Source organism: Pseudomonas sp. B7(2017) (genome assembly GCF_002112745.1).
GTDB classification, from domain to species: domain Bacteria; phylum Pseudomonadota; class Gammaproteobacteria; order Pseudomonadales; family Pseudomonadaceae; genus Aquipseudomonas; species Aquipseudomonas ekonensis.
The window spans coordinates 211876-233819 of record NZ_NEIP01000009.1 but is presented as its reverse complement, the minus strand read 5'-3'; the positions used below and the strand labels follow the sequence as shown (position 1 = coordinate 233819).

14 protein-coding genes are annotated in these 21944 nt (G+C 66.9%); 7 read left to right on the top strand and 7 right to left on the bottom strand.

What is annotated here, in order from left to right:
* Window positions 1-135 precede the first annotated feature (135 nt).
* From CAG29_RS18630 to CAG29_RS18615, 4 genes are read left to right on the top strand one after another with little or no spacing between them, the layout of a single operon-like run.
* Window positions 136-918 (top strand): efflux RND transporter periplasmic adaptor subunit, encoded by a 783-nt coding sequence (locus tag CAG29_RS18630; protein WP_085582169.1) that lies wholly within the window; start codon window positions 136-138, stop codon window positions 916-918.
* Window positions 915-2234, top strand: a complete 1320-nt coding sequence (locus tag CAG29_RS18625; protein ID WP_085656637.1) for an efflux RND transporter periplasmic adaptor subunit — start codon at window positions 915-917, stop codon at window positions 2232-2234. Before CAG29_RS18630 ends, CAG29_RS18625 begins: the two co-directional genes overlap by 4 nt.
* The gene (locus tag CAG29_RS18620; RefSeq protein WP_085656638.1) at window positions 2235-4331 is read left to right on the top strand and encodes a biotin/lipoyl-binding protein; all 2097 of its coding nucleotides are present in this window, start codon (window positions 2235-2237) and stop codon (window positions 4329-4331) included.
* A 12-nt stretch (window positions 4332-4343) separates the two neighbouring features.
* Entirely contained in the window at window positions 4344-4841 is a 498-nt protein-coding gene (locus CAG29_RS18615) for a GNAT family N-acetyltransferase (protein ID WP_085582163.1), read from the top strand.
* 12 nt (window positions 4842-4853) lie between these two features.
* Here CAG29_RS18615 and CAG29_RS18610 read toward each other — a convergent pair whose 3' ends face one another.
* The 7 genes from CAG29_RS18610 to CAG29_RS18580 all read right to left on the bottom strand — a co-directional run bounded on the left by CAG29_RS18610 (window position 4854) and on the right by CAG29_RS18580 (window position 12705).
* Complete coding sequence (locus CAG29_RS18610) at window positions 4854-7040, bottom strand: lipase family protein (protein WP_085694945.1); 2187 nt, start codon at window positions 7038-7040, stop codon at window positions 4854-4856.
* An 11-nt stretch (window positions 7041-7051) separates the two neighbouring features.
* The gene (locus CAG29_RS18605) at window positions 7052-7888 is read right to left on the bottom strand and encodes a hypothetical protein (protein ID WP_256576450.1); all 837 of its coding nucleotides are present in this window, start codon (window positions 7886-7888) and stop codon (window positions 7052-7054) included.
* Window positions 7889-7900: 12 nt separating this feature from the next.
* Window positions 7901-8674, bottom strand: coding sequence for a hypothetical protein (locus CAG29_RS18600; protein WP_085694944.1), 774 nt, complete (start codon window positions 8672-8674; stop codon window positions 7901-7903).
* Window positions 8671-9525 (bottom strand): DUF4123 domain-containing protein, encoded by an 855-nt coding sequence (locus CAG29_RS18595; RefSeq protein ID WP_085694943.1) that lies wholly within the window; start codon window positions 9523-9525, stop codon window positions 8671-8673. The genes CAG29_RS18600 and CAG29_RS18595 overlap by 4 nt, the downstream gene beginning before the upstream one ends.
* The gene (locus CAG29_RS18590) at window positions 9522-11603 is read right to left on the bottom strand and encodes a type VI secretion system tip protein VgrG (RefSeq protein ID WP_085694942.1); all 2082 of its coding nucleotides are present in this window, start codon (window positions 11601-11603) and stop codon (window positions 9522-9524) included. The genes CAG29_RS18595 and CAG29_RS18590 overlap by 4 nt, the downstream gene beginning before the upstream one ends.
* Window positions 11604-11750: 147 nt before the next feature.
* Window positions 11751-12062: a hypothetical protein gene (locus CAG29_RS18585; protein WP_085582153.1), complete on the bottom strand. Its 312-nt coding sequence runs from the start codon at window positions 12060-12062 to the stop codon at window positions 11751-11753.
* Between the two features lie 55 nt (window positions 12063-12117).
* Window positions 12118-12705, bottom strand: coding sequence for a phage tail protein (locus CAG29_RS18580; RefSeq protein ID WP_085582151.1), 588 nt, complete (start codon window positions 12703-12705; stop codon window positions 12118-12120).
* A 233-nt stretch (window positions 12706-12938) separates the two neighbouring features.
* Between CAG29_RS18580 and CAG29_RS18575 the strand changes: the two genes are divergently transcribed.
* The 3 genes from CAG29_RS18575 (at window position 12939) to CAG29_RS18565 (ending at window position 21941) form a co-directional block, all read left to right on the top strand.
* Entirely contained in the window at window positions 12939-14525 is a 1587-nt protein-coding gene (locus tag CAG29_RS18575) for a glycosyltransferase family 39 protein (protein WP_085694941.1), read from the top strand.
* Between the two features lie 149 nt (window positions 14526-14674).
* Window positions 14675-15511: a sulfotransferase gene (locus CAG29_RS18570; RefSeq protein ID WP_085582147.1), complete on the top strand. Its 837-nt coding sequence runs from the start codon at window positions 14675-14677 to the stop codon at window positions 15509-15511.
* A gap of 52 nt (window positions 15512-15563) precedes the next feature.
* On the top strand, window positions 15564-21941 hold the full coding sequence (locus CAG29_RS18565) for an Ig-like domain-containing protein (protein ID WP_085694940.1): 6378 nt from the start codon (window positions 15564-15566) through the stop codon (window positions 21939-21941).
* The last annotated feature ends 3 nt before the right edge of the window (window positions 21942-21944 follow it).

Below are 21944 nucleotides of genomic sequence, written 5' to 3'. Positions count from 1 at the left end.
AAAGGTTATATTTTCGATGGCTCGACCATAGTCTGTTTCATGGGATTACGCCAGTCTTCGTCGCAATGGTGGCCTTTCGCTTGACGCTAAACCCCGCTGTCGTAGACTCCGCACATCCGACAGGGAGTAGCGGTCATGCAGCGTTTTCGTGGTTGGGTTCTCGGAATGTCCCTTGCAGCGAGTGCAGTTCAGGCGCAACCCCCCGTGCCAGACGATCCGCTGCTGGAAAACGGTGTGGCCGCCCAAGCTGCCGCCAGTGGCAGCGAGGCCCGCGGCGTGCTGCGCGCCCGCGATCAGGCGGTGCTGGCCAGCGAGTTGTCGGGGCGGATTGTCGAGCTGCCGTTCAGCGAGGGCGAGTCGTTCAAGAAGGGCGACACCCTGGCGCGGTTCGACTGTTCGGCCTATCAGGCCCAGCTCAACGCGGCGCAGGCCGCCAGCCGCGGCGCCGGCGAGGAGCTGGCGCACAACCGGCAACTGGCGGCGCTCAACTCAGTCGGGCGGTTCGAGGTGGCGCGGGCCGAGGCCAAGGTCAGCGAGACCCAGGCGCAATCCCAGGTGTATCAGGTGCAGGTCAAGCGCTGCAGCGTGATCGCGCCGTTCGACGGGCAAGTGGTGGAGCGCAAGGTGCAGCGCTATGAGAGCGTGCCGGCGGGTGCGCCGCTTCTGGACGTGGTCGACAACCGCACCCTGGAGATCCACCTGCTGGTGCCGTCGCGCTGGATGGCGCGGCTCAAGCCCGGCCAGACCTTCAGCTTCGTCCCCGATGAGACCGGCAAGCCGATCGATGCCACGGTCAAGCGCCTTGGCGCGCGAATCGACGAGGGCAGCCAGACCCTGCTACTGGTGGCCACGCTGCCGAACGCCACCGGCCTGCTCGCCGGCATGAGCGGCACCGCACGCTTTGCGGAGCTCAATTGAACGCCCCGGCGGGGGGCGGCGCCGAGCAGGTGTTCGCCCGCTTCCTTGACCTCGAACGGCAGATCCGCGCGGCCCGCGACGTTCCACAACTGGCCTACAGCCTGGTCAATGACGGGCAGTCGCTGTTCGGCTATCGCCACGCGACACTGTTGATTGCCGGCAAGGTGCAGGCCGTCACCGGGGTCAGTGCGGTGGAGCCGAACGCGCCGTTCGTGGCGTTCGTCGAGCAGGCGGTGGCGCAGTTGTTCAAGCAGGATGTGCTGAAGCAGGCACGGGTGATTGCGCCGTCGATGGTCAGTGAGCCGATCCGGGCCGACTGGCAGAGCCTGTCGGCGCTGCAGGTGTTCTGGCTGCCGCTGATCGACCGTCACGGCGAGGTGTTCGGCGGTTTGTGGCTGGCCCGGGACGTGCCGTGGAACCCCTCCGAACAAGTCCTGCTGTCGCAGCTGGGCGACACCTGCAGCCATGCCTGGCTGGCCTTGCAGCCGCGCAAGCCGTGGCGGTTGCGCTGGACGCGCAAGCGCCAGGCGGCATTGGCGGCGCTGGTGCTGCTCGGCCTGTTGGTGCCGGTGCGCCAGTCGGTGCTGGCGCCGGCCGAGGTGGTGCCGTTGGGCGGCCGCGTGGTCGCCGCGCCGCTGGACGGGGTGATCGCCGAATTCCGGGTCAAGCCCAACCAGAACGTGAAGGCCGGCGACCTGCTGCTGCGCTTCGACAGCACGACCCTCAAGGCCCAGGCCGACGTCGCCGAGCGTGCCCTGGGCGTCGCTGAAGCCGAGCTCAAATCCAATTCCCAGCGCTCGTTCGCCGATGCCGAGTCCAGTTCCCGGGTGGATCTGCTGGCCGCCCGGGTCGAGCAGAAGCGCGCCGAGCGCGATTACGCCCGCGAACTGCTCAACCGCAGCGAAGTGCGTGCCGAGCGTGACGGCATCGCCGTGTTCGCCGACGCCGAACGCTGGACCGGCAAACCGGTGCAGACCGGCGAACGGCTGATGGAGATCGCCGACCCGAGCCAGGCCGAGCTGCGCATCGAGCTGGCGGTGGGCGACGCCATCGCGCTGGAGCCCGGCGCGCAGATTTCGCTGTTTCTCGACAGCGACCCGCTGCAACGTCACCTCGCCACCCTCGAACGCTCGGCCTACGAGGCGCAGCCCACCGCCGGCGGCCAACTGGCCTATCGGCTGGACGCCGGCTTCACCGAGGCGCCGCCGCGGATCGGCTTGCGCGGCACGGCGAAGATTTTCGGCGACCGTGCGCCGCTGGCGCTGTACCTGCTGCGCCGGCCGTTGGCGGGCCTGCGCCAGAGCGTGGGCCTGTAAATGATCCTGCCGAGCCTGCGCGCCGACCTGCAACTGTCGCCCGCGGCGCCGGCCCTGGACGGTTCGCCGCGCTGGACATTGGCGGATCCGGTGAGCGGTCGCTACTTCAAGCTCGGCGGGGCGGCGATGCGCCTGCTGCGCCACTGGGCGCTGGGCGACGCCGAGCAAGTGCTGCGCGCGGCCAACCGTGAGCCGGGCCTGGCCCTGGACGGCGCCGAGCTTGAGCAATTGCTGACGTTCCTGCGCAGCCACGACCTGATCAGCGCCGTCGACGATCAGCAACGCGCCAGCTATCGGCTCAAGGCCTTGGCGCGACGCCAGAGCCTGTGGCAGATCCTGCTTCACCAATACCTGTTCTTTCGCATTCCGCTGTGGCGCCCGGACGCGTTCCTCAACCGCGCCTGGCCGTGGCTTGAGCGTTTTGGCCCCAGGCTTCTGCGCTATGGCCTGCCGGCGTCGCTGGGGCTCGGGGTGTTTCTGGTGTCGCGGGACTGGCAGCGTTTCGTCGGGACGTTCCCGCACCTGTTCAGCTTGGGCGGGGCGATCGCGTTCGGCGTGTCGCTGTTCTTCGCCAAGCTCTGCCACGAGTTCGGTCATGCGTTCATGGCCAAGCGCGCCGGCTGCCGGGTGCAGAGCATGGGCGTGGCGTTCATGGTGCTGCTGCCGATGTTCTACACCGACGTCAGCGACGCCTGGCGGGTCAACGACCGGCGCGCGCGGCTGCTGATCGGTGCCGGCGGGGTGCTGGCGGAACTGCTGCTGGCCTGCCTGGCGTTGCTGGCCTGGTCGCTGTTGCCCGACGGGCCGGGCCGCACGGCGGCGTTCATGCTGGCCAGCGCGACGTGGATCACCACCCTGGTGGTCAACCTCAACCCGTTCATGCGCTTTGACGGCTACTTTCTGCTCAGCGACCTGTGGGAGGTGGACAACCTGCAGGGCCGGGCGTTTGCCCTGTGCCGCTGGCGCCTGCGCGAGTTTCTTTTCGGCTACGGCGCCCCGGCGCCTGAGCCTTGGTCGCCGGCGATGCAGCGGCGTTTGCTGATCTGGGGGTACGGTTCGTGGCTATGGCGTGCGGCGTTGTTTTTCGGGATCGCGCTGGCGGTCTATCACCTGTTCTTCAAGGTGTTGGGGATCTTCCTGATGCTGGTGGAACTGGTGTGGTTCATCTTCTTGCCGATCATGCGTGAGTGGCGCCAGTGGTGGAGCCGCCGCGAACAGGCCCATGCCCCTCGGGTGCTGCTCAGCGGCCTGGCGGTGCTCGGGCTGTTGCTGCTGCTGACCGTGCCGTGGCGCAGCGCCGTGGAACTGCCGGTGATGCTGGAGGGCGGCCGCGCCAGCGCCTTGCATGCGCCGGTGGCGGCGCGGGTCAAGACGGTGAACGTGCGAGACGGGCAACAGGTGGCCCAGGGCGATGTGCTGATCGAACTGGAGTCGCCGGACCTGGATTCGCGCCAGGCCATCGTGCGCAAGGAAATCCAGATCCAGCAATTGCTCATGCGCCGTCAGGCCGGGCGCAGCGAAACCGCCGCCGACGCCGGTATCGTCGAGCAGCGGCTGGCCGAGGCCGTGGCGGACTACCGCGGCTTGAGCGCCCAGCGCGAGCGCCTGCTGCTGCGCGCGCCCCATGCCGGCACCGTGCGCGACCTGCTGCCGAACCTGGCGCCCGGCCGCTGGTTGTCCACCAAGGACGCGCTGGCCCGGGTGGTCGAGGACGGCACGCGCCTGCGTGGCTATCTGGCGGAGGCCGAGCTGTGGCGGGTCAAGCCCGGCGCCACCGGGCGGTTCATCGCCGACGATCCGATGCACCCGGCCATCGCCGTGCGGCTGGACGAAATCGACACCAACGGCGTGGCCTACGTCGATCAGGAGGCGCTGACGTCTGACCACCATGGGCCGATCGCAGTGCGCCGAGACGTGCAGCAGCGGGCCGAACCGGTGCAGGCGCAGTACGGCGCGCGCCTGGAGGCGTTGGATCGGCTGCCGATGCCGGCGCAGCCCCTGCGCGGCGTGGTGGTGCTGCAGGGCAGCGGCGAGTCGCTGCTGGGGGTGGCCTGGCGCCGGTTGGCGGCGCTGGGCGTCAGGGAAAGCGGTTTCTAGGAGGGCATGACGATGGCGGACAACACGAATGTCGCGGCGGACGGTCTGGTGGTGCGGCCTTCGCGGCCTACCGACGGGCCGTTCCTGCACAGCCTTTACCAGTCGGCGCGGCCGGACCTGCAATGGATCGACGGCGAGCAGGAGTTCGTCCAGCAGATCGTCGGCCAGCAGTTCCAGGCGCAGGAACTGGGCATGGGTGAACACTACCCCAATGCCATGCATTACGTGGTCGAAAAACTCGGCACGGCCATCGGCTCGTTGAGCACCGATTTCGGCGCCAACGAAGTCCGCGTGCTGTACCTGGCCTTCATCCCTCAGGCCCGCGGCCAAGGCTACGGCCGCGCCGTGCTGCAAGGGGTACAGAAGGCCGCGCAGCAGATCCGCTGCCCGGTGGCGACGGTGGTGTGGGCGAACAACCCCCATGCGCGCCAGCACTACCTGGCGCTCGGGTTTTCCGTGGAGGAGCGCTCGCCGACGGCGGAGCGGCTGGTGTGGTATCCCCAGGGCTGAGCTTGCCGGCGGTTAAATGATCGAATCGAGGTCGAGGGTGTAGGGCGCGCCGATGGTGCGGCCCGACAGCGTGGCCAGCAGCGGGTCGTCCGCCAGGCTGTCCGGCGCCATGGCCAGCTGTTCCTGCGCAAGATTCTGCGGATGGGCCTGCCAGCGCGGCAGGCTCTCGGCCAGCCGCTGCGGTTGCCCGGCGAGGGAGCCGTAGACGTCTTCGGCCTTGACCTGGCGGTGGCGCAGGGTCGCGAGGCGCTGACGGGTGCTGTCCACCCGGTCGACTTCACGGCTGAGCGCATCGATCTGCTTCTGGTGGGCGCGCACGGCGTTGTCCGGCCGCCCCGTCAGTTCGTTGCGTCGCTTGCGCAACTGCCCGGTGATGCGCTGGAGCGCCGATTTGATGTGTTCGAACTCGCGGTCGGTGACCAGCGAACGCCCCGCTTCCTGCGCCTCCTGCCAACGCCGCAAGGCCGCCCAGCACGCTGGGATGTACGCTCCGGTCATCGAATGGTGCCCGCCGTCGAGCAGTTGCTTGAGCAACGACGGCCGATCCGGCAGGCCGTGGCGCTGGCGCACCGCCACTTCGCAGGCCGCGTGCTGGGTGATGGTGTCGCAACCCGGCGCCCACAGGATCGACGACACCTGCCCCTGCCCGAACTCCACCGGCATGGCGTGGCGCAGGGCACCGTGGTGGCCGTAGGCTTCGCCCGTCCAGTTGGTGATGCCGGCGACGAACAGCGACAGGCCGACGGGCACATTGACGAACGTCAGCGCCGCCCCCGCGCCGTAGACATCGGCCTTGGTGTTCATCCAACTGCCGGGCACGCTGGGCACCGGGTCGTTGTGGTTGACCATGCGGTAATGCACCAGCTCGCCCGCGGCCTCGACGAAACGGCGGTCGCCGGCGCGGGGGGCGCCGTAGGTGTAGAGCTGGATGTCGTAGTTGAATCCGGCCCTTCGACGGAGCATTTCAGACAAGAGCAGGGTGATCGCGCCACCAAGGCTGTGGCCGCAGATGAGGAGTTTTTGGCCGACGTGGAATTTCTCGAGGTACGCCACCACGAAGTCATAGGCTTTCTGGGCGGCTTGGTAGAACCCCCGATGGACTTGCCCTTCGCCTTCCTCAAACGGCACTTGCAGCGCATCTGCGTCACGCAAGCCGTCGGGGATTTTCTCGGCGGTGCCGCGCACGGCGATCAGTATCAGTTCGTCGTTGTGGGTGATGAAGGCTTGGGTGTCGGTGCTGTCTTTATCACCGACATCATCTAGAAAGTGAACGCTGGCCGGGTGTTCCAGTTCGCCTTCCGGTGTTGGCCGGTTTTCGGCGTAAAGGATCGGGTCGAACGGTATGATTTCCAGCCGTCTGGAGTACGGCACATCTTCGTAGAGCGGGTAAAAGGCTGTGGTCTGTGCGCTATCGACTTTCCAGAGTTCTTCGCACTTGGCCAGTGCATCGCCGAACCAGTTGCCGACGCTGGGCTGAAGCGAGAACTTCAGGGTTTGTGTATCGGCGGAAGGTATTGCGGGTTGTTGGCCGAAAGGGCTGTAGCTCAAGGTCGCCATCAATGCGAGCTGGTAAAGGTTGAGCGCACAGAACGACGTGTCTGTGGACAACAGGGGGCGCAATGCCCTCAGCGGACGCACTTCAAGCACCGTGTGCCGGTTCGGCATCAGGGCGGCCCCTAGTTTGCCGTGCTCAAGCATGATGGCCGCGCACCCCGAGTCGAGGGGGAAATGGCGGAACACCTCCGGCGGCAGGTGCGAAACGTGTCTGACCAGATGCCGGACTTCTACCTGAAAGTAATCGACGCCGTCGGCCAATGCGGGCCGTTCGCGTGTGCGGGTGGAGTCCGGGTTCAGGTAGCGGGTCTTCTCGGCGCGAACCTGGAGTTCAGTAATCTTGAGTGGGTAATGCGGCCTTTCCTTGAGTCTCAAGTAGACCGCCTCCTTTCCCTCGTAGGCTTGTTCAAATAACAATGAAACAGGCCCGGCAAAATGGTTCTCTAGTTTGCCGATGCCTTTTGCGTCTAAGTTACCTGCATATCTCATTCCTTCTGAGTCAGTAGCGATATAGGCCAGTCCGGCATAAGGCTCGCTCGAGCAGAACTCATCGATCAATTGAAAGCTGATCCATTTACCCCCAGTTGGACAAGCCAGCATACGGTTGCTCAAGGGATGTTCCAAATTCATCTCAAGTGATGTCATGTTGAACCTCCTTATTCCGTGCAGCCCGGATAAATGGTGCAAACGCGACCATCCGGCATTCTAAAAATGCTGAAGTCGGTGTAGTTGCCATGGCAGTAAGCCTCTTGATCTTCGTAACCGTCACCGAGGCAACGCTTCCAGCCGTTGGGCACTTTCACCCAAGTGTCTCCCCAACCCGGTTTTTCCTCCTTCGCCAACTTGACCTTCAACTTCACGGTCTTACCCGGCAATTGGTCGAGGGTATAGGCGGAGAAGGTCTTGCCCTGTTTGCGGGCGCCTTGATCGTCGGATGTCGTGCAATCAAGGATTTTCACGATGCGCCGGCTTGCGCCTGCGGTGCGAAACCACCATTCGCACTGGCTGTAGATTAAGCTTTCACCCTCTGGGTTGAAGGTGTTCTTGTAGCGCTCCTCCAGCACGTCACGAATGATGACCATGCCCTCGTCACGACCGAAATCACCGCGCTCCTTGCCATACTTCGCATAGATTTGCAGGGCGATTTTCCTGACCACCAACGGGCAGCCCTTGACGGTCTTGCGAACGGTGATTTCAGCATCGGGCCGATAGTCCGTCCGCCACTTGCTGTTGAACACCGGTGCCAGGTTGTCGCGCCTTTCGACGGTGCAGGTCTGGCCTTTTTCAGGGACGTAATGAACCGCCGCCACATAGGCAAACCCCGGAGGCAAATCAGCGGTGAACGTGAAGGTGTTGGGTGGTCCCGCCTTGCATCCGGCGGCAAGTGCAAGACAACCGGTCAGTGCCGCAAAGGCCAGCAGGTGCCGGTTTTTCGGGCCGGTCGTCCCGCTTGAGGACGACCGCGGAGAAAGCTCCTTTTCCAATGGCGTCATGTCGAAGTCTCCTTATTCCGTGCAGCCTGGATAAATTGCGCAAACGCGACCGTCCGGCATCTTGAAAGTACTGAAGTCGGTGTGGTTGCCACGGCAATAGGCGCGTTGGTCTTCATAACTCTCACCCATGCACCGCTTCCAGCCGTTGGGCACTTTCACCCAAGTGTCCCTCCAACCCGGTTTTTCCTCCTTGGCCAGCCTGACCTTCAACTTCACGGTCTTACCCGGCAGTTGGTCGAGGGTATAGGCGGAGAAGGTCTTGCCCTGTTTGCGGGCGCCTTGATCATCGGATGTTGTGCAATCGAGGATTTTTCTGAGAATTCGGGTTTTGCCTGCGGTGCGAAACCACCATTCGCACTGGCTGTAGATGAAGCTTTCACCCTCTGGGTTGAAGGTGTTCTTGTAGCGCTCCTCCAGCACGTCACGAATGATGACCATGCCTTCGTCACGGCTGAAATCACCGCGCTCCTTGCCATACTTCGCATAGATTTGCAGGGCGATTTTCCTGACCACCAACGGGCAGCCCTTGACGGTCTTGCGAACAGTGATTTCAGCATCGGGCCGGTAGTCCGTCCGCCACTGGCTGTTGAACACCGGCGCCAGGTTGTCACGCCTTTCGACGGTGCAGGTCTGGCCTTTTTCAGGGACGTAATGAACCGCCGCCACATAGGCAAACCCCGGCGGCAGGTCGGCGGTGAACGTGAAGGTGTTGGGTTCCCCCGCCGCGCACCCCATGAGCATCGCCAAGCTGCCGTACACCCCGGCACCCTTGATCCAAAGCCTCATGGCGCGTCCTCCCCTGACCAGTGTCTCGACAACTGACAGACCCGCTCGAAATGCTCGTCCGGAGACTCGTCCGGCCCCGGTCGCCAATGCGGCGCGAGTTCGTGGGCCGGGGCCTGCAGGCTTTGCAGCAGGAGAACCTCCAGCCGCTGCGGGGCCGTCCAGCCCCAGGCGTCGGCCAGCGCCAGCCGTGCGCGCAGCCAGGTGTGCGGATCCTCCGAGCGGGCCAGGTCGGCGTAGGCCTGAACGTGTCCGGCCAGCAGGAAGCGGTGGGCGTTGGCCAGGCGGATGTCCAGGGTCTGCTCATCAGGCAGCGGCAGTTGCAGCCACGGCGGCGAATCCGGCACGGGGTAGGTGCCCGGCGCCGGGTTGTCGACGGACTGCCAGTGCGAGCCGTGCCAATGGCACACGCTGATGGCCGGCCCCAGGTACGCCGGCAAGGCCTCGGCGGGCAGGTGCGCCAGGGCCCGGGCCAGCACCCGGGCGTCGTGGAAGCGGTACAGCGCCTGATGAGGGCGGGTGCCGACGATCAGCCGCTCCTGCCAATGCCTGACCCACCCGGGCAGCCCACCCTGATCCAGGCTGGCCAACCAGCCCCAATGGGTGTGGGGCCTGTCGAGCAAGGCGTCGAGGCGACGGTCGTCGGGCCGCTCGAAGGTGAAGACGTAGGGGCCGGCGTCGGCCAGTTCGGCCACAACGGTTTCGCCGTAGACGCTGCGGAACTGTTCGTAGCGGCTGCTCTTGAGCCAGCGTTGGCGCATGTCGCGTTCGTTCTGCGAGTCGAGGACCAGGCACAGGAGGCGGTCGGCGCGGTGCTGTTCGTTCAGCCAGGGCAGTGCGGTGGAGTTCGTCATACCGCCGCTCCCGGCACCGGGCAGGCGCCGTCGCGGCAGGCTTCGCAGATCGGGCAGAAGTCTGCCCCCAGGGCTTTGCTGGCAGCCATCAGGCCCGGTTGCGAAGGCGCCACCAACGGCGGCAGCGGCGGTGCCGGCGCTGCGTCCGCGATGCCCTCGGGCTGCAGCGGCGGCGCGTGCAGGAAGGATGCCGGTGCGCCGCCGATCTGCAGGTCGGTGCTGGCCAGGATCCCGCGATGGTCGACCAGCAGGTGCTCGCCGCCGACCCTCAGGCTGATGCTTTTTTGAGCTTCCAGAACCAGATGTTCACCGGCGCGCAGGCACAGGTGCCCGGCGGCGTCGACCGTCATGGACGCACCGATCCGGGTGTGGCTGCCGGCGCTGACGTGCAAGTGGTCGCCGGCCTCCAGACGGGTCTTGCGGTCGCCGCTGACGGTGCGGTGCTCCTCGGCCTTCAGCACGCTGATGCTGTTGCCCCGGACGGTTTCCCGGCGTTCGTGGCCGACGTCGAGGCGGCTGTCGTTGGCCACCTCCTGGTGCAGGTCGCGCTGGGCGCGCAGGCGGATCAGTTCGTGGCCGGCGCGATCCTCGATCATCAGCTCGCTGGAGCCGCCGCTGTCCGGAGAGCTGCGGGAACGGAACACGCTTCGGGTCTTGTGCGCCGGCAGCTCGTAGGGCGGCGGGTTGAGGTTGTTGGTCAGGCAGCCGCTGATCACCGGGCGATCGGGGTCGCCGTCGAGGAACGTCACCAGCACTTCCATGCCGACCCTAGGAATGACTGTGCTGCCGTGTGCCTGGCCGGCCCAGGTCTGGGCGGTGCGCAGCCAGCAGCTGCTGTGGGCGTCCCTTCGGCCTTCGCGATCCCAGAAGAACTGCACCTTGACCCGGCCATGGCGGTCGCAGTGGATTTCCTCGCCTGGGGGACCTGTGACCACGGCGGTCTGGGTGCAGCCGATGAGCGGTTTCGGGTGGCGCAGCGGCGGGCGGTAGACCGTGTCCCACGGCGTGGCCACGAAATGGTTGCGGTAGCCCTGGCGCAGTTCGTCGGGTGCGCCTGGGGCGTCAGGGGCGGCGATGTCGCCGCCGTATTCCTCCAGCGCCTCGGGCTGCTGGCCTTCGTGGCGGATCTCGGTCAGCAGCCAAAGGTCGTTGAGACCCGGATCAGGGTGGTCGGACAGCGACAGGAAATGCCCCGGCACCAGTGCCGGCTCGTCGCTGTCTCCGGTGCAGGGGCGGTCGTCGCTGCGGTGGCGTTCCAGGGCCCTCCGGGCGAGCAGCTTGCCGTGGTCGCGTTCGGTAGGGCGGCCGGGGTATTGGTAATCCTCCAGGCCGGGCTGACGGCCCCCCTTCGGCAGGCGGGCGTCGGCTTCCTGCACGATGTGCGCCTTCTCGAAGTCGTAGGCGCGGCGGCTGGCGCTGTCGGGCCGGGTCGTGCGCCGGTCGTCGAAACGCTGGATCGCCGGCCGGTCGGCGACCAGGGCGGCGGGCCGCTTGAACGGCGTCGGCCCGGCCAGCCTGGGGAACACGGTCTGGTCGTCGCCGAACACCAGCAGGTGCCGGTCGCGGCTGTGGCGAAAGTGATAGTGCAGGCCATCTTCCTCGCACAGGCGCTGAATGAAGTGCAGGTCGGATTCCTTGTACTGCACGCAGTACTCGCGGTCCGGCAGCGCGCGGCCGATATGGAAGTGGTGGAGGTCGGCGTGGATGCCGTGCTCCCCGAGCACCTGCGCGATGATCCGGGGGACGCTCAGATGCTGGAAGATCCGCTGGTTGACGCGATGGCGCAGGTTCGCCAGCCGGGGCGTCAGGGTTACGTCGTACCGGGTCAGCCGGTGGCCGATGTCGCCGCGGGCGACCTCCAGGATCTGGCCGTGGCGGCCGGATCCGGCATTGTCGAAGGCCAGGAAGGCCTGCCGCTGCATGAGATCGGCCAGGTCGATGTCCGGCCTCGGGCTGACCAGCCGGATCTCGAAGGCGAACGGCTGGCTGACGGACTCGGTGCCGGTGAAGGACAGCACCCGGAAATCGTGTTTAAGGTCGTCGGTCGAGAAGCGGAAACGCGCGTTGGCATCGAACATCCGTTGTTCCTTGTCCTGTGGCGGAGTCGGAACAACGTAACAAGCGGAACGGCGCAATGATGTCGGACGTTTCCCAATTCATCCGGTTGAAATGCAGGGACTACAGGGCGTTGACTGGTGTCCTACAGCCCGTTCCTGCAAGGGTTTTCAGTTGAAGGAAATGCAGAAATAACCCAACTGCGGATCCCGTCCCATCGGCGGCACCCGTGATACGAAGATGTCGTCCACCCGGCCGAGCTCCGGCAGTTCCAGGGCACACAGGCCGTCGACGAAGGCGGTCGGCTCCAGGCTGTCGAACTCCAGGCTGAACGGCATGCGTTCGCTGTGGCGCAGCTTGGCCGAAGGGATTTCCTCGTAGTGCCGGATGTGGATCGCCAGGGCCGAGCCGTCCGGCAGGTGCAGGGTGCCGGTCTGCCCCAGCAGGGCCTGGAAATGGTGGTTCTGGACTGATTGCAGCATGGTTGGGCTCCGGTGACGGGAAAAACGGCCGGGGGCTTGCGCCCCCGGCGTCCTTTCAGTTGCGCGACGGGAAGATGCCGTTCAGGGCGACGCTGAAGTTCACCACCAGGAACGGGTTCATCACGCCCATCGGCTGGCTGCCGCCCGCTGGGGAGATGTCCCCGGTGACGGTGGTGGTCAGACCCTTGAGCGGTACCGGCGTGGCGCCTTGCGCGTCGGAGTAGATGTTGGCCGAGCCCGGGCCGCCGCCGGAGGCGCCGAGGTAGGCGTTGGTGGCGGTCGGGGTGGTGGCCGGGTTGCTGGCCGGCACGGCCAGCTGCAGGGCGCTGTTGGCCGTCAGACCGGTCATCGCGTGGGTGTGGTTGGGCATATTGGCGATGGTGGCGGTGACGCTTTCGACGCCGGCCACTTCGCCGATGGTGCGCGGCGTCAGGCCCAGGCCGTTGCCCTGCGACATGGGCATGCGCCCCTGCAGGTTGGGCAGCGCGAAGTTGGTCTGGCCGTTGCCGCCGTAATAGGTGCCGAGCAAGGCGAACAAGGCGTTGTACTGTGCGATCGAGAGAATCTGTCCGTTGCACCAGGCCCAGTCCCGTGGAGCGAACTGGAAGGCGAACGGCTGAATCGTACCCATGAATACTTCCATGATTCCTCATCCTTCTGTTGTGTGGTCGGCGCGCCGCGCATCGGCTCTTTTCGCCGGGCAGGTCAGGACGATCCGCCGGTTCCTTCCCGTTGCGCGGGCAGGTCACGCCAAGCCGTAGCGTAGACCCGGATCGGCAGACCTGCCGGATGTCGTCGCTATTGCGCATGGGGGGTGTCGCTGGCCTACAGTGAGCGTTCCGGGGGAATGGTTTAGGGCGGGAAAAGGGGAGGTTGATGGAAGCGCGTCGTGAAACACCGTTCGGGGACGCCCAGGAGCCGTTCGCGGCGCCCAATGCCGGCGTGCGGCGTCTGCTGCGCTGGGCCCGCGAGCATTGGCTGCTGCCGATCCTGCTGCTGGCCGCGGCGGTGCGGTTCTATGACCTCACCGCCGCCGCGGTCTGGGGCGACGAGGGCTCCAGCCTGCTGCTGGCCGCCTATCCGCTGGACGGCATCTGGCGCCATGCGGCGTTCGACGTGCATCCGCCGCTGTACTTCATGCTGCTGCACGGCTGGATCGCGCTGTTCGGCGACGGGATCTTCGCGATCCGCAGTTTCAGCGCCGTGCCCGGCATCGCCACGGTCGCGCTCGGCATGTGGCTGGTGGACCGCCTGGCCACCCGCCGCGCGGCGGTCATGGCCGGGGTGCTGCTGGCGCTGCTGCCGACGGCGGTGCGCTACAGCCAGGAAGTGCGCATGTACGCGCTGCTCGGGCTGTTGCTGGTGGCCGCCACGCTGGCGCTGGTGTGCTGGATCAAGCGCCCTCAGCGGCGCCGCTATCTGGCGGCCTACGCCCTGCTGCTCACGGCCGCGCTCTACACCCATTACTTCGCGGTGCTGGCGGCCCTGAGCCATTGGTTGTACCTGGGGCTGATCCGCTTGCAGCCCGGCCATCGCCTGCGGCACATCCAGCGGCGGGACTGGTGGCTGGCGAATCTGGCCGTCGCCGCGCTCTACCTGCCGTGGCTGCCGAACCTGTTGGGGCTGCTGCAGCACCTGGAGGCGCTCAAGGCCGGCGGGGACGTGGGCTGGGAGGATCCGGTGACGCTCTCGTCGCTGCCGTCGATGATCTGGACCTGGCTGATCCAGGACGACGGCGAACACCTGCCGCTGCCGGTGTTCTGCTCGGTGCCGCTGGCGGTGCTGGCGCTGGGCTGGGTGGCCGTGGCCCGTGACCGCAGCGTGGGGCACGGCAGCGCGCTGCTGGCGCTCTACACCGGCGTGCCGCTGCTGCTGGTGTTTGCGGTGTCCTTCATCTCACCCATGTTCATCGAGCGTTACCTGACGGCCTATGCGCTGGGCCTGCCGATGCTCGCCGCCGTGGCCGTCGACCGGCTGTACGTCGGCGCCCGCGTGCTGGCGGTGGCGGCGCTGGTGTCGTTCGCCGGGGTCGAGATGATCGGCGTGAACGCCAACGCCACGGTCGACCCCAATGACCAGTTCAGCGTCATGGTCGATCACGTCAACCGGCATTACGCCGCCGGCGACCGGATCGTCACCAGCGACATGCTCTGGTACTTGAGTTACGTCTACTACAACCGCACCGATGCCCAGGTGCGGCTGTTCACCCCGCCCGCCGCCGATGGTCGTCCGACCCGCCCGAACAGCTACGGCTTCGGCACGTTGGTGAGCGCCGACGTGTACCTGGACCGCCTCGCCGATCTGCCCGAGGGCAGCCGACGAGTCTGGCTGATCGGCTCGCTCGACGATCCGGCCGAGTTCGGCCCGTTGCCCGACGGATGGCAGCGCGTCAGCGAAGTGCATGCCGGCGGTGCCTACGCTCGCCTGTATGTGCGGCCAAGTGCCGACAAACCAGGAGGATGAGCGCTTAAACGATTCACCGGGGCAGTCATTCGCGAAACGGATGGTCAACGTCGATTTAGCTTCGATTTGATATCAAAACACCACTAGTCGAAAGGTTATTGTTGGGCTACGCTCTGTCCGACAAACGGACTTAACCATTTGGTGAAGGGATGCAGCAGTTCCACTTTATCTCCGGCTTGCCGCGATCAGGTTCGACCCTTCTTTCTGCGATCCTGCTGCAGAACCCGCGCTTTCATGCCGGCATGACCAGCCCGGTGGGCGCGCTGTTCTCAGGTGTCCTGGAGCAATGCAGCGCCGGCAGCGAGTTCGGCGCGGTGATCGACACCGACATGCGCCGCCGTTTGCTGCGCGGCCTGTTCCAGTCCTACTACGCCGACAAGGCCGACAAACCGGTGGTGTTCGACACCAACCGCCAGTGGAGCGCCCGCCTGCCGGCGATCAACGACCTGTTCCCCAACGCCAAGGTGATCGCCTGCGTGCGCAACGTCGCCTGGGTGATGGACAGCCTGGAGCGGCTGTACCGCGCCAATCCGTTCGAGAACACCAAGCTGTTCGGCGACGCCGGGGAGCGCAACACCGTCTACAGCCGCTGCGAGACCCTGGCCCAGCGCAACCGCCTGGTGGGGTTCGCCTGGGCGGCGCTCAAGGAAGCCTATTACGGCGAGCACGCCGATTCCTTGCTGATCATCGACTACGACCTGCTGACCCAGGCCCCGGAGCGGGTGCTGCGGCTGGTCTACGAGTTCATCGGCGAGCCGTGGTTCGAACACGATTTCGAGCATCTGGCCTACGACGCGCCCGAGTTCGACCAAGCCCTGGGGGTGTCCGGCCTGCACAAGGTCAAGCCCAGGGTCGCCCTGCAGTCCCGGCGCACCATCCTGCCGCCGGACCTGTTCAACCAATACGCCGATCTGTCCTTTTGGCTCGATGGCTCAGCCAGCGCCGCCAATGTCATTCGTATGAAGTCCGACGCCGCGATCAGTTGATCGCGGCGTTTTTCATTGATGTGTCACAACTGTTCGAGTCCGGGTGAGCAACATGTGGTGGAGCAAGAAACACGCGCGGGTAACCGAGGGTGCACGGACGCTGGCCGCGCCGATGATCATGTCGCTGGAGCCGCGCATGCTGTTCGACGGCGCGGTGGCGGCGACCGTCGCCGACACCGCCGCCCAGGCTGACAGCCATCCCGCCGCCGACGCCGCCAAGGCGCCGGCCGCCGACCACCCGGTCGCCAGCAAGGACACCCACGGCCAGGCCGATGCCGCGCCCGCCGCCAGCCCAGTGGCGGTGCCGGGCCAGAGCGTGGTGTTCGTCGACTCCCGGGTCAAGGACGCCGACAGCCTGCTCCAGGGCATCGCCCCCGGCACCCAGGTGGTGAAGCTCGACGCGGGCAAGGACGGTCTGCAGCAGATCGCCGACTACCTCGACCAGCACCAGGGCGTGAGTTCGGTGCAGATCATCGCCCACGGCAACGCCGGCGACCTGTGGCTGGGCAACAGCTACCTGTCGGCGGACAACGTCGCCCAGCGCAGCGCGGTGCTGGCGGAAATCGGCAAGGACATGAACGTCGGCGGCGACATCCTGATCTACGGCTGCTACACCGCCGAGGGCGACCGCGGTCTGAGCTTCGTCGATTCCCTGGCGCAACTGACCGGGCGCGACGTCGCGGCCTCGAACAACCGCACCGGCGTGGGCGGCGACTGGAACCTGGAAATCGCCACCGGCAACATCGAAAGCGCCAACGTGCTGTCGGCCAAGTCGATGAGCGAATACCAGTGGGGCCTGGCCACCTGGACCGCGACCAACAACCTCAACACCGGCGTCGGCTCGCTGCGGGCGGCGCTGGCCTCGGCGCAGAACGGCGACATCGTCACGTTCAGCTCCGGCATGACCGTGCAGCTCACCTCCGAACTGCTGATCAACAAGAACATCACCGTCGACGGCGACCTGAACAACGACGGCGTGGCCGACGTGACGCTCGACGGCCAGTACAAGACGCGAGTGGTGGAAATCGCCTCCGGCAGCACGGTGACGCTGGACGGCCTGGTGATCACCCGCGGGCTGGTGTCGGGCAACGGCGGCAACGGCGGCTACGGCGCGGCCGGCGCCATGGGCGGCGGGATCTTCAACGCCGGCGTGCTGACCCTCAGCAACGTTTCGGTCACCAGCAACGCGGCGGCCGGCGGCGGTGGTGGCGGCGGTGTCACGGGCGCATTCTACGGCGGCGGCGGTGGCGGCGGCGGTGGCATCGGCGGTCAGGGCGGCGGCCATGGCGGCAGCGCCGGCCCCGGCGTCGGTACGCTGGGCGGCGGGGCCGCCACCGCCGGCATCGGCGGCTACGGCGGCGGCTACGACGCGGTCCAGATGGGCGGCCGCGGCGGCGGCACCACCGGCGGCACCGGCGGCCTGGGCGTGTCCAACTACAGCAACGGCGGCAACGGCGGCACGGCGAGCAACGGCACCATTTCCATCGGCGGCGGCGGTGGCGGGGCCGGCTGGGACAAGGTCGGCGGGGCCGGGGGCAACGCGGCCGGCGGTATCTACAACGCTGCCAGCGGCACCCTGAAGATCGTCGGCACGTCCGTCATCAGCAACAACATCGGTGCGGGCGGCGGCGGTGGCGGCGGTGGCGGCCAGGGCAGCAACGCCAGCAACGGCGGGATCGCCGGGCGCGGCGTCGGCGCCATCTGGAACCAGGGCGGCACGGTGCTGATCACCGCCGCCAACTTCGCCGCCATCAGCGGCAACGGCGCCGGCAGCGGCGCGGGCGGCACGGCCCAGGGCGGCGGCTCGACGGGCGCGTCGCCGACGGCCTTCGCGGCGATCTTCAACAACGGCGGTACCCTCAACACCGCGTACGTGGAACCGCCGACCGCCACCATCGTGGTGTCCGACACCGCGCTGAAGATCGGCGAGACCTCGCTGGTGACCATCACCTTCAGCCGGGCGGTGACCGGTTTCACCAACGCCGACCTGACCATCGCCAACGGCACCCTGAGCGCGGTGAGCAGCGCCGACGGCGGCATCACCTGGACGGCGACCTTCACCCCGACCAACGGCATCACCGACACCACCAACCTGATCGTCCTGGACAACACCGGGGTGACGGCGGTCTCCGACGGCGCAGCAGGCGTCGGCACCACCTCGTCGAACAACTATGCCATCGACACCCAGCGGCCGACCGCGACCATCGTGCTGGCCGATTCGGCCCTGAAGGTCGGCGAAACCTCGCAGGTGACCATCACCTTCAGCGAGGCCGTGAGCGGCTTCACCAACGCCGACCTGACGATCCCCAACGGCACGCTGAGCGCGGTGAGCAGCGCCGACGGCGGCATCACCTGGACGGCGACGTTCACGCCGACCGCCAACATCACCGACACCACCAACCTGATCACCCTGGACAACACCGGCGTCGTCGACCTGTCGGGCAACGCCGGCAGCGGCACCACGGACTCGGCCAACTTCACCATCGACACCCAACGGCCGACCGCGACCATCGTCGTGACGGACACGAACCTGGCGGCCGGCGAAACCTCGCTGGTGACCATCACCTTCAGCGAAGCGGTGACCGGCTTCACCACCGCCGACCTGACCGTGGCCAACGGCACGCTGTCGGGCCTGAGCAGCAGCGACGGCGGCATCACCTGGACGGCCACGCTGACGCCGAACGCCAACATCACCGACAGCACCAACCTGGTCACCCTGGACAACACCGGCATCGCCGACCTGGCGGGCAACGCCGGCAGCGGCACCACCAACTCCAACAACTACGCCATCGACACGGCGCGCCCGACCGCCACCATCGTGGTGGCCGACAATGCGCTGAAGATCGGCGAGACCTCGCTGGTGACCATCACCTTCAGCGAGGCGGTGACCGGCTTCACCAACGCCGACCTGACCATCGCCAACGGCACCCTGAGCGCGGTGAGCAGCAGCGACGGCGGCATCACCTGGACGGCGACCTTCACGCCGACCGCCAACATCACCGACGCCACCAACGTCATCACCCTGGACAACACCGGGGTCACCGACGCGGCGGGCAACACCGGCAGCGGCACCACCGATTCGAACAACTACGCCGTCGACACCCAGCGCCCGACCGCCACCATCGTGGTCGCGAACCCGACGCTGGCCGTCGGCCAGACCTCGCTGGTGACCATCACCTTCAGCGAGGCGGTGACCGGCTTCACCAACGCCGACCTGACCATCGCCAACGGCACCCTGAGCGCGGTGAGCAGCAGCGATGGCGGCATCACCTGGACGGCGACCTTCACGCCGACCGCCAATGTCACCGACGCCACCAACCTGATCACCCTGGACAACACCGGGGTCGCGGACACGTCGGGCAATGCCGGCAGCGGCACCACCGATTCGAACAACTACGCCATCGACACCCAGCGGCCGACGGCGACCATCGTCATGGCCGACAGCAACCTCGCCGCCGGCGAAACCTCGCTGGTGACCATCACCTTCAGCGAAGCGGTCACCGGGTTCACCAACGCGGACCTGACCGTCCCCAACGGCACGTTGAGCGCGGTGAGCAGCAGCGACGGCGGCATCACCTGGACGGCGACCTTCACCCCAAGCGTGGGCGTCAACGACGCCACCAACGTGATCACCCTGGCCAACACCGGCATCGCCGACCTGGCCGGCAACGCCGGCAGCGGCACCACCAACTCGGGCAACTTCACGATCAACACGCAGGTGCCGACGGCCACCATCGTGGTCGCCAACAGCAGCCTGGGGGTCGGCGGCACCTCGCTGGTGACCATCACCTTCAGCGAAGCGGTCACCGGGTTCACCAACGCGGACCTGACCGTCGCCAACGGCACCCTGAGCGCGGTGAGCAGCGCCGACGGCGGCGTCACCTGGACGGCGACGTTCACCCCGACCGCCAACGTCACCGACACCAGCAACCTGATCACCCTGGACAACACCGGCGTGCAGAACAGCGTCGGCAACGCCGGCAGCGGCACCACCGACTCGAACAACTACGCCATCGACACCCAGCGCCCGACCGCCACCATCGTGGTGGCCGACACGGCGCTCGGCGTCGGCCAGACCACCACCGTGACCATCACCTTCAGCGAAGCGGTGACCGGGTTCAGCCTGGCCGACCTGACCGCGGAAAACGGCACGCTCAGCGGCCTGACCACCTCGGACAACATCACCTGGACGGCCACCTTCACCCCGGCGGCGGGCATCACCGACACCACTAACCTGATCACGCTGGACAACACCGGCGTCGCCGACGTGGCGGGCAACGCCGGCAGCGGCACCACCGACTCGAACAACTACGCGGTCGACAGCCAGCGTCCGACCGCGACCATCGTCATGGCCGACACCGACCTGCGCCCGGGCGAGACCACCACGGTGACCATCACCTTCAGCGAGGCGGTGACCGGGTTCGACAACAGCGACCTCAGCATCCCCAACGGCACCCTGAGCAACGTCACCTCGAGCGACGGCGGCATCACCTGGACGGCGACCTTCACGCCGGCCCTGGGCGTGACCGACAACACCAACCTCATCGTCCTCAACAACGCCGGCTACACCGACGTGGCGGGCAACGCCGGCCTCGGCACCACCAGCTCGGCCAACTTCACGGTGAACACCCTGGTGCCGACCGCGACCATCGTCGTCGCCGACACTGCCATCAAGGCCGGCGAGACGTCCTTGGTGACCATCACCTTCAACGAGGCGGTGAGCGGCTTCGACAACAGCGACCTGACCATCGCCAACGGCACGTTGAGCAACGTCAGCAGCAGCGACGGCGGCATCACCTGGACGGCGACGTTCACCCCGACCGCCAACGTCACCGACACCACCAACCTGATCACCCTGAACAACGCCGGGGTGACCAACGCCTCGGGCAACAGCGGGGTCGGCACCACCGACTCCAACAACTTCGCCATCGACACCGCGCTGCCGACCGCCACCATCACGGTCGCCGACAACCGCCTGGGCATCGGCGAGACCACCACGGTGACCATCACCTTCAGCGAGGCGGTCAGCGGTTTCGACCTGTCGGACATCAGCGTCGCCAACGGCGTGCTGTCGAACCTGAGCAGCAGCGACGGCGGCGTGACCTGGACCGCCACGCTGACGCCGACCGCCGGCGTCAACGACGCGACCAACCTGATCGTGCTCGACACCGCCGGCGTGCAGGACGCGGCGGGCAACCTCGGGGCGAGCATCGCCATCTCCAACAACTACATCCTCGACGCGACCCGGCCGACGGTGAACATCGTGGTGGCCAACCCGCACCTGGGCATCGGCCAGACCACCACCGTGACCTTCACCTTCAGCGAGGCGGTGAGCAACTTCGACCTGTCGGACCTCAGCGTCACCAACGGCGACCTGAGCAACCTGAGCAGCAGCGACGGCGGCAAGACCTGGACGGCGACCTTCACGCCGACCGCGAACGTCACCGACCCGAGCAACTTCATCGCCCTCGACACCAGCAACGTCACGGACCTGGCGGGCAACGCCGGCAGCACAGTGGCGGTGTCCAACAACTACGCCCTCGACGCCGAGCGGCCCACCGCCACGGTGGTGGTGGCTAACCCGAACCTGGGCATCGGCCAGACCACCCAGGTGACCATCACCTTCAACGAGGCGGTCAGCGGCTTCGACCTGGCGGACATCAGCGTCGCCAACGGCACCCTGTCCGGCCTGAGCAGCAACGACGGCGGCAAGACCTGGACCGCGACCCTGACGCCGAACGCCAACGTCAACAGCGCCAGCAACGCGATCAGCGTCAACGCCGCCGGGGTCAGCGATCTCTCCGGCAACAGCGGCAGCGGCATCAGCCAGTCCGGCAACTACGTGATCAATACCGTGCCGCCGACGCCTCCGACGTCGCCGACCGTGGTGGTGACCCCGGATCCTGAATTCCGCAGCAGCGACCCGGTGACCGTAGCGCCGCCGCCTTACGTGCCGCTGCAACCGATCGTGTTCACCCCGCCCACCGGCAACCTCGGCTCGCCGCTGACCTTTTCGCCGCTGTTCGAGCAGCGGGTGATCGGCGACGGCATCCGTCCGCTCGGTGACATTTTCATCAACCGCGGCGCGCTGAGCCCAAGCTTCATCGCCCAGGTGTTCGGCGACAGCACCTACGGCGACGGCACCGGTCACGGTTTCCTCGGCTTCGGCGGAGGCGACGGCGGGGTGTTCGGCAGCAGCACGTTCGCCGGCCTGTTCAATCAGGCCAGCGATGCCGAGCGCGAATCGGTCAACGCCTTCGACAGCCATCCGATCAAGGGCGGCGACGTTTCCCAGGGCCTGCGCGGCGTGTTCGGCGCGCCGACCCTGGGCCAGCAACTGCAGCAGTTCCAGGACAGCGAGCAGCACCGGGTCGACAGCCTGGCGGCGGCGCTCAAGCAGATCGGCGTCAGCGAAACGCCGAGCGCATAAAAA

Excerpts from the sequence above, each read along its gene's own strand:
- CAG29_RS18565 (WP_085694940.1), top strand. The coding sequence starts at position 15,564 with ATGTGGTGGAGCAAGAAACACGCGCGGGTAACCGAGGGTGCACGGACG.
- CAG29_RS18585 (WP_085582153.1), bottom strand. The coding sequence starts at position 12,062 with ATGCTGCAATCAGTCCAGAACCACCATTTCCAGGCCCTGCTGGGGCAG.
- CAG29_RS18630 (WP_085582169.1), top strand. The coding sequence starts at position 136 with ATGCAGCGTTTTCGTGGTTGGGTTCTCGGAATGTCCCTTGCAGCGAGT.
- CAG29_RS18570 (WP_085582147.1), top strand. The coding sequence starts at position 14,675 with ATGCAGCAGTTCCACTTTATCTCCGGCTTGCCGCGATCAGGTTCGACC.
- CAG29_RS18595 (WP_085694943.1), bottom strand. The coding sequence starts at position 9,525 with ATGACGAACTCCACCGCACTGCCCTGGCTGAACGAACAGCACCGCGCC.
- CAG29_RS18590 (WP_085694942.1), bottom strand. The coding sequence starts at position 11,603 with ATGTTCGATGCCAACGCGCGTTTCCGCTTCTCGACCGACGACCTTAAA.
- CAG29_RS18600 (WP_085694944.1), bottom strand. The coding sequence starts at position 8,674 with ATGAGGCTTTGGATCAAGGGTGCCGGGGTGTACGGCAGCTTGGCGATG.
- CAG29_RS18615 (WP_085582163.1), top strand. The coding sequence starts at position 4,344 with ATGGCGGACAACACGAATGTCGCGGCGGACGGTCTGGTGGTGCGGCCT.
- CAG29_RS18620 (WP_085656638.1), top strand. The coding sequence starts at position 2,235 with ATGATCCTGCCGAGCCTGCGCGCCGACCTGCAACTGTCGCCCGCGGCG.
- CAG29_RS18580 (WP_085582151.1), bottom strand. The coding sequence starts at position 12,705 with ATGGAAGTATTCATGGGTACGATTCAGCCGTTCGCCTTCCAGTTCGCT.
- CAG29_RS18610 (WP_085694945.1), bottom strand. The coding sequence starts at position 7,040 with ATGACATCACTTGAGATGAATTTGGAACATCCCTTGAGCAACCGTATG.
- CAG29_RS18605 (WP_256576450.1), bottom strand. The coding sequence starts at position 7,888 with ATGACGCCATTGGAAAAGGAGCTTTCTCCGCGGTCGTCCTCAAGCGGG.
- CAG29_RS18575 (WP_085694941.1), top strand. The coding sequence starts at position 12,939 with ATGGAAGCGCGTCGTGAAACACCGTTCGGGGACGCCCAGGAGCCGTTC.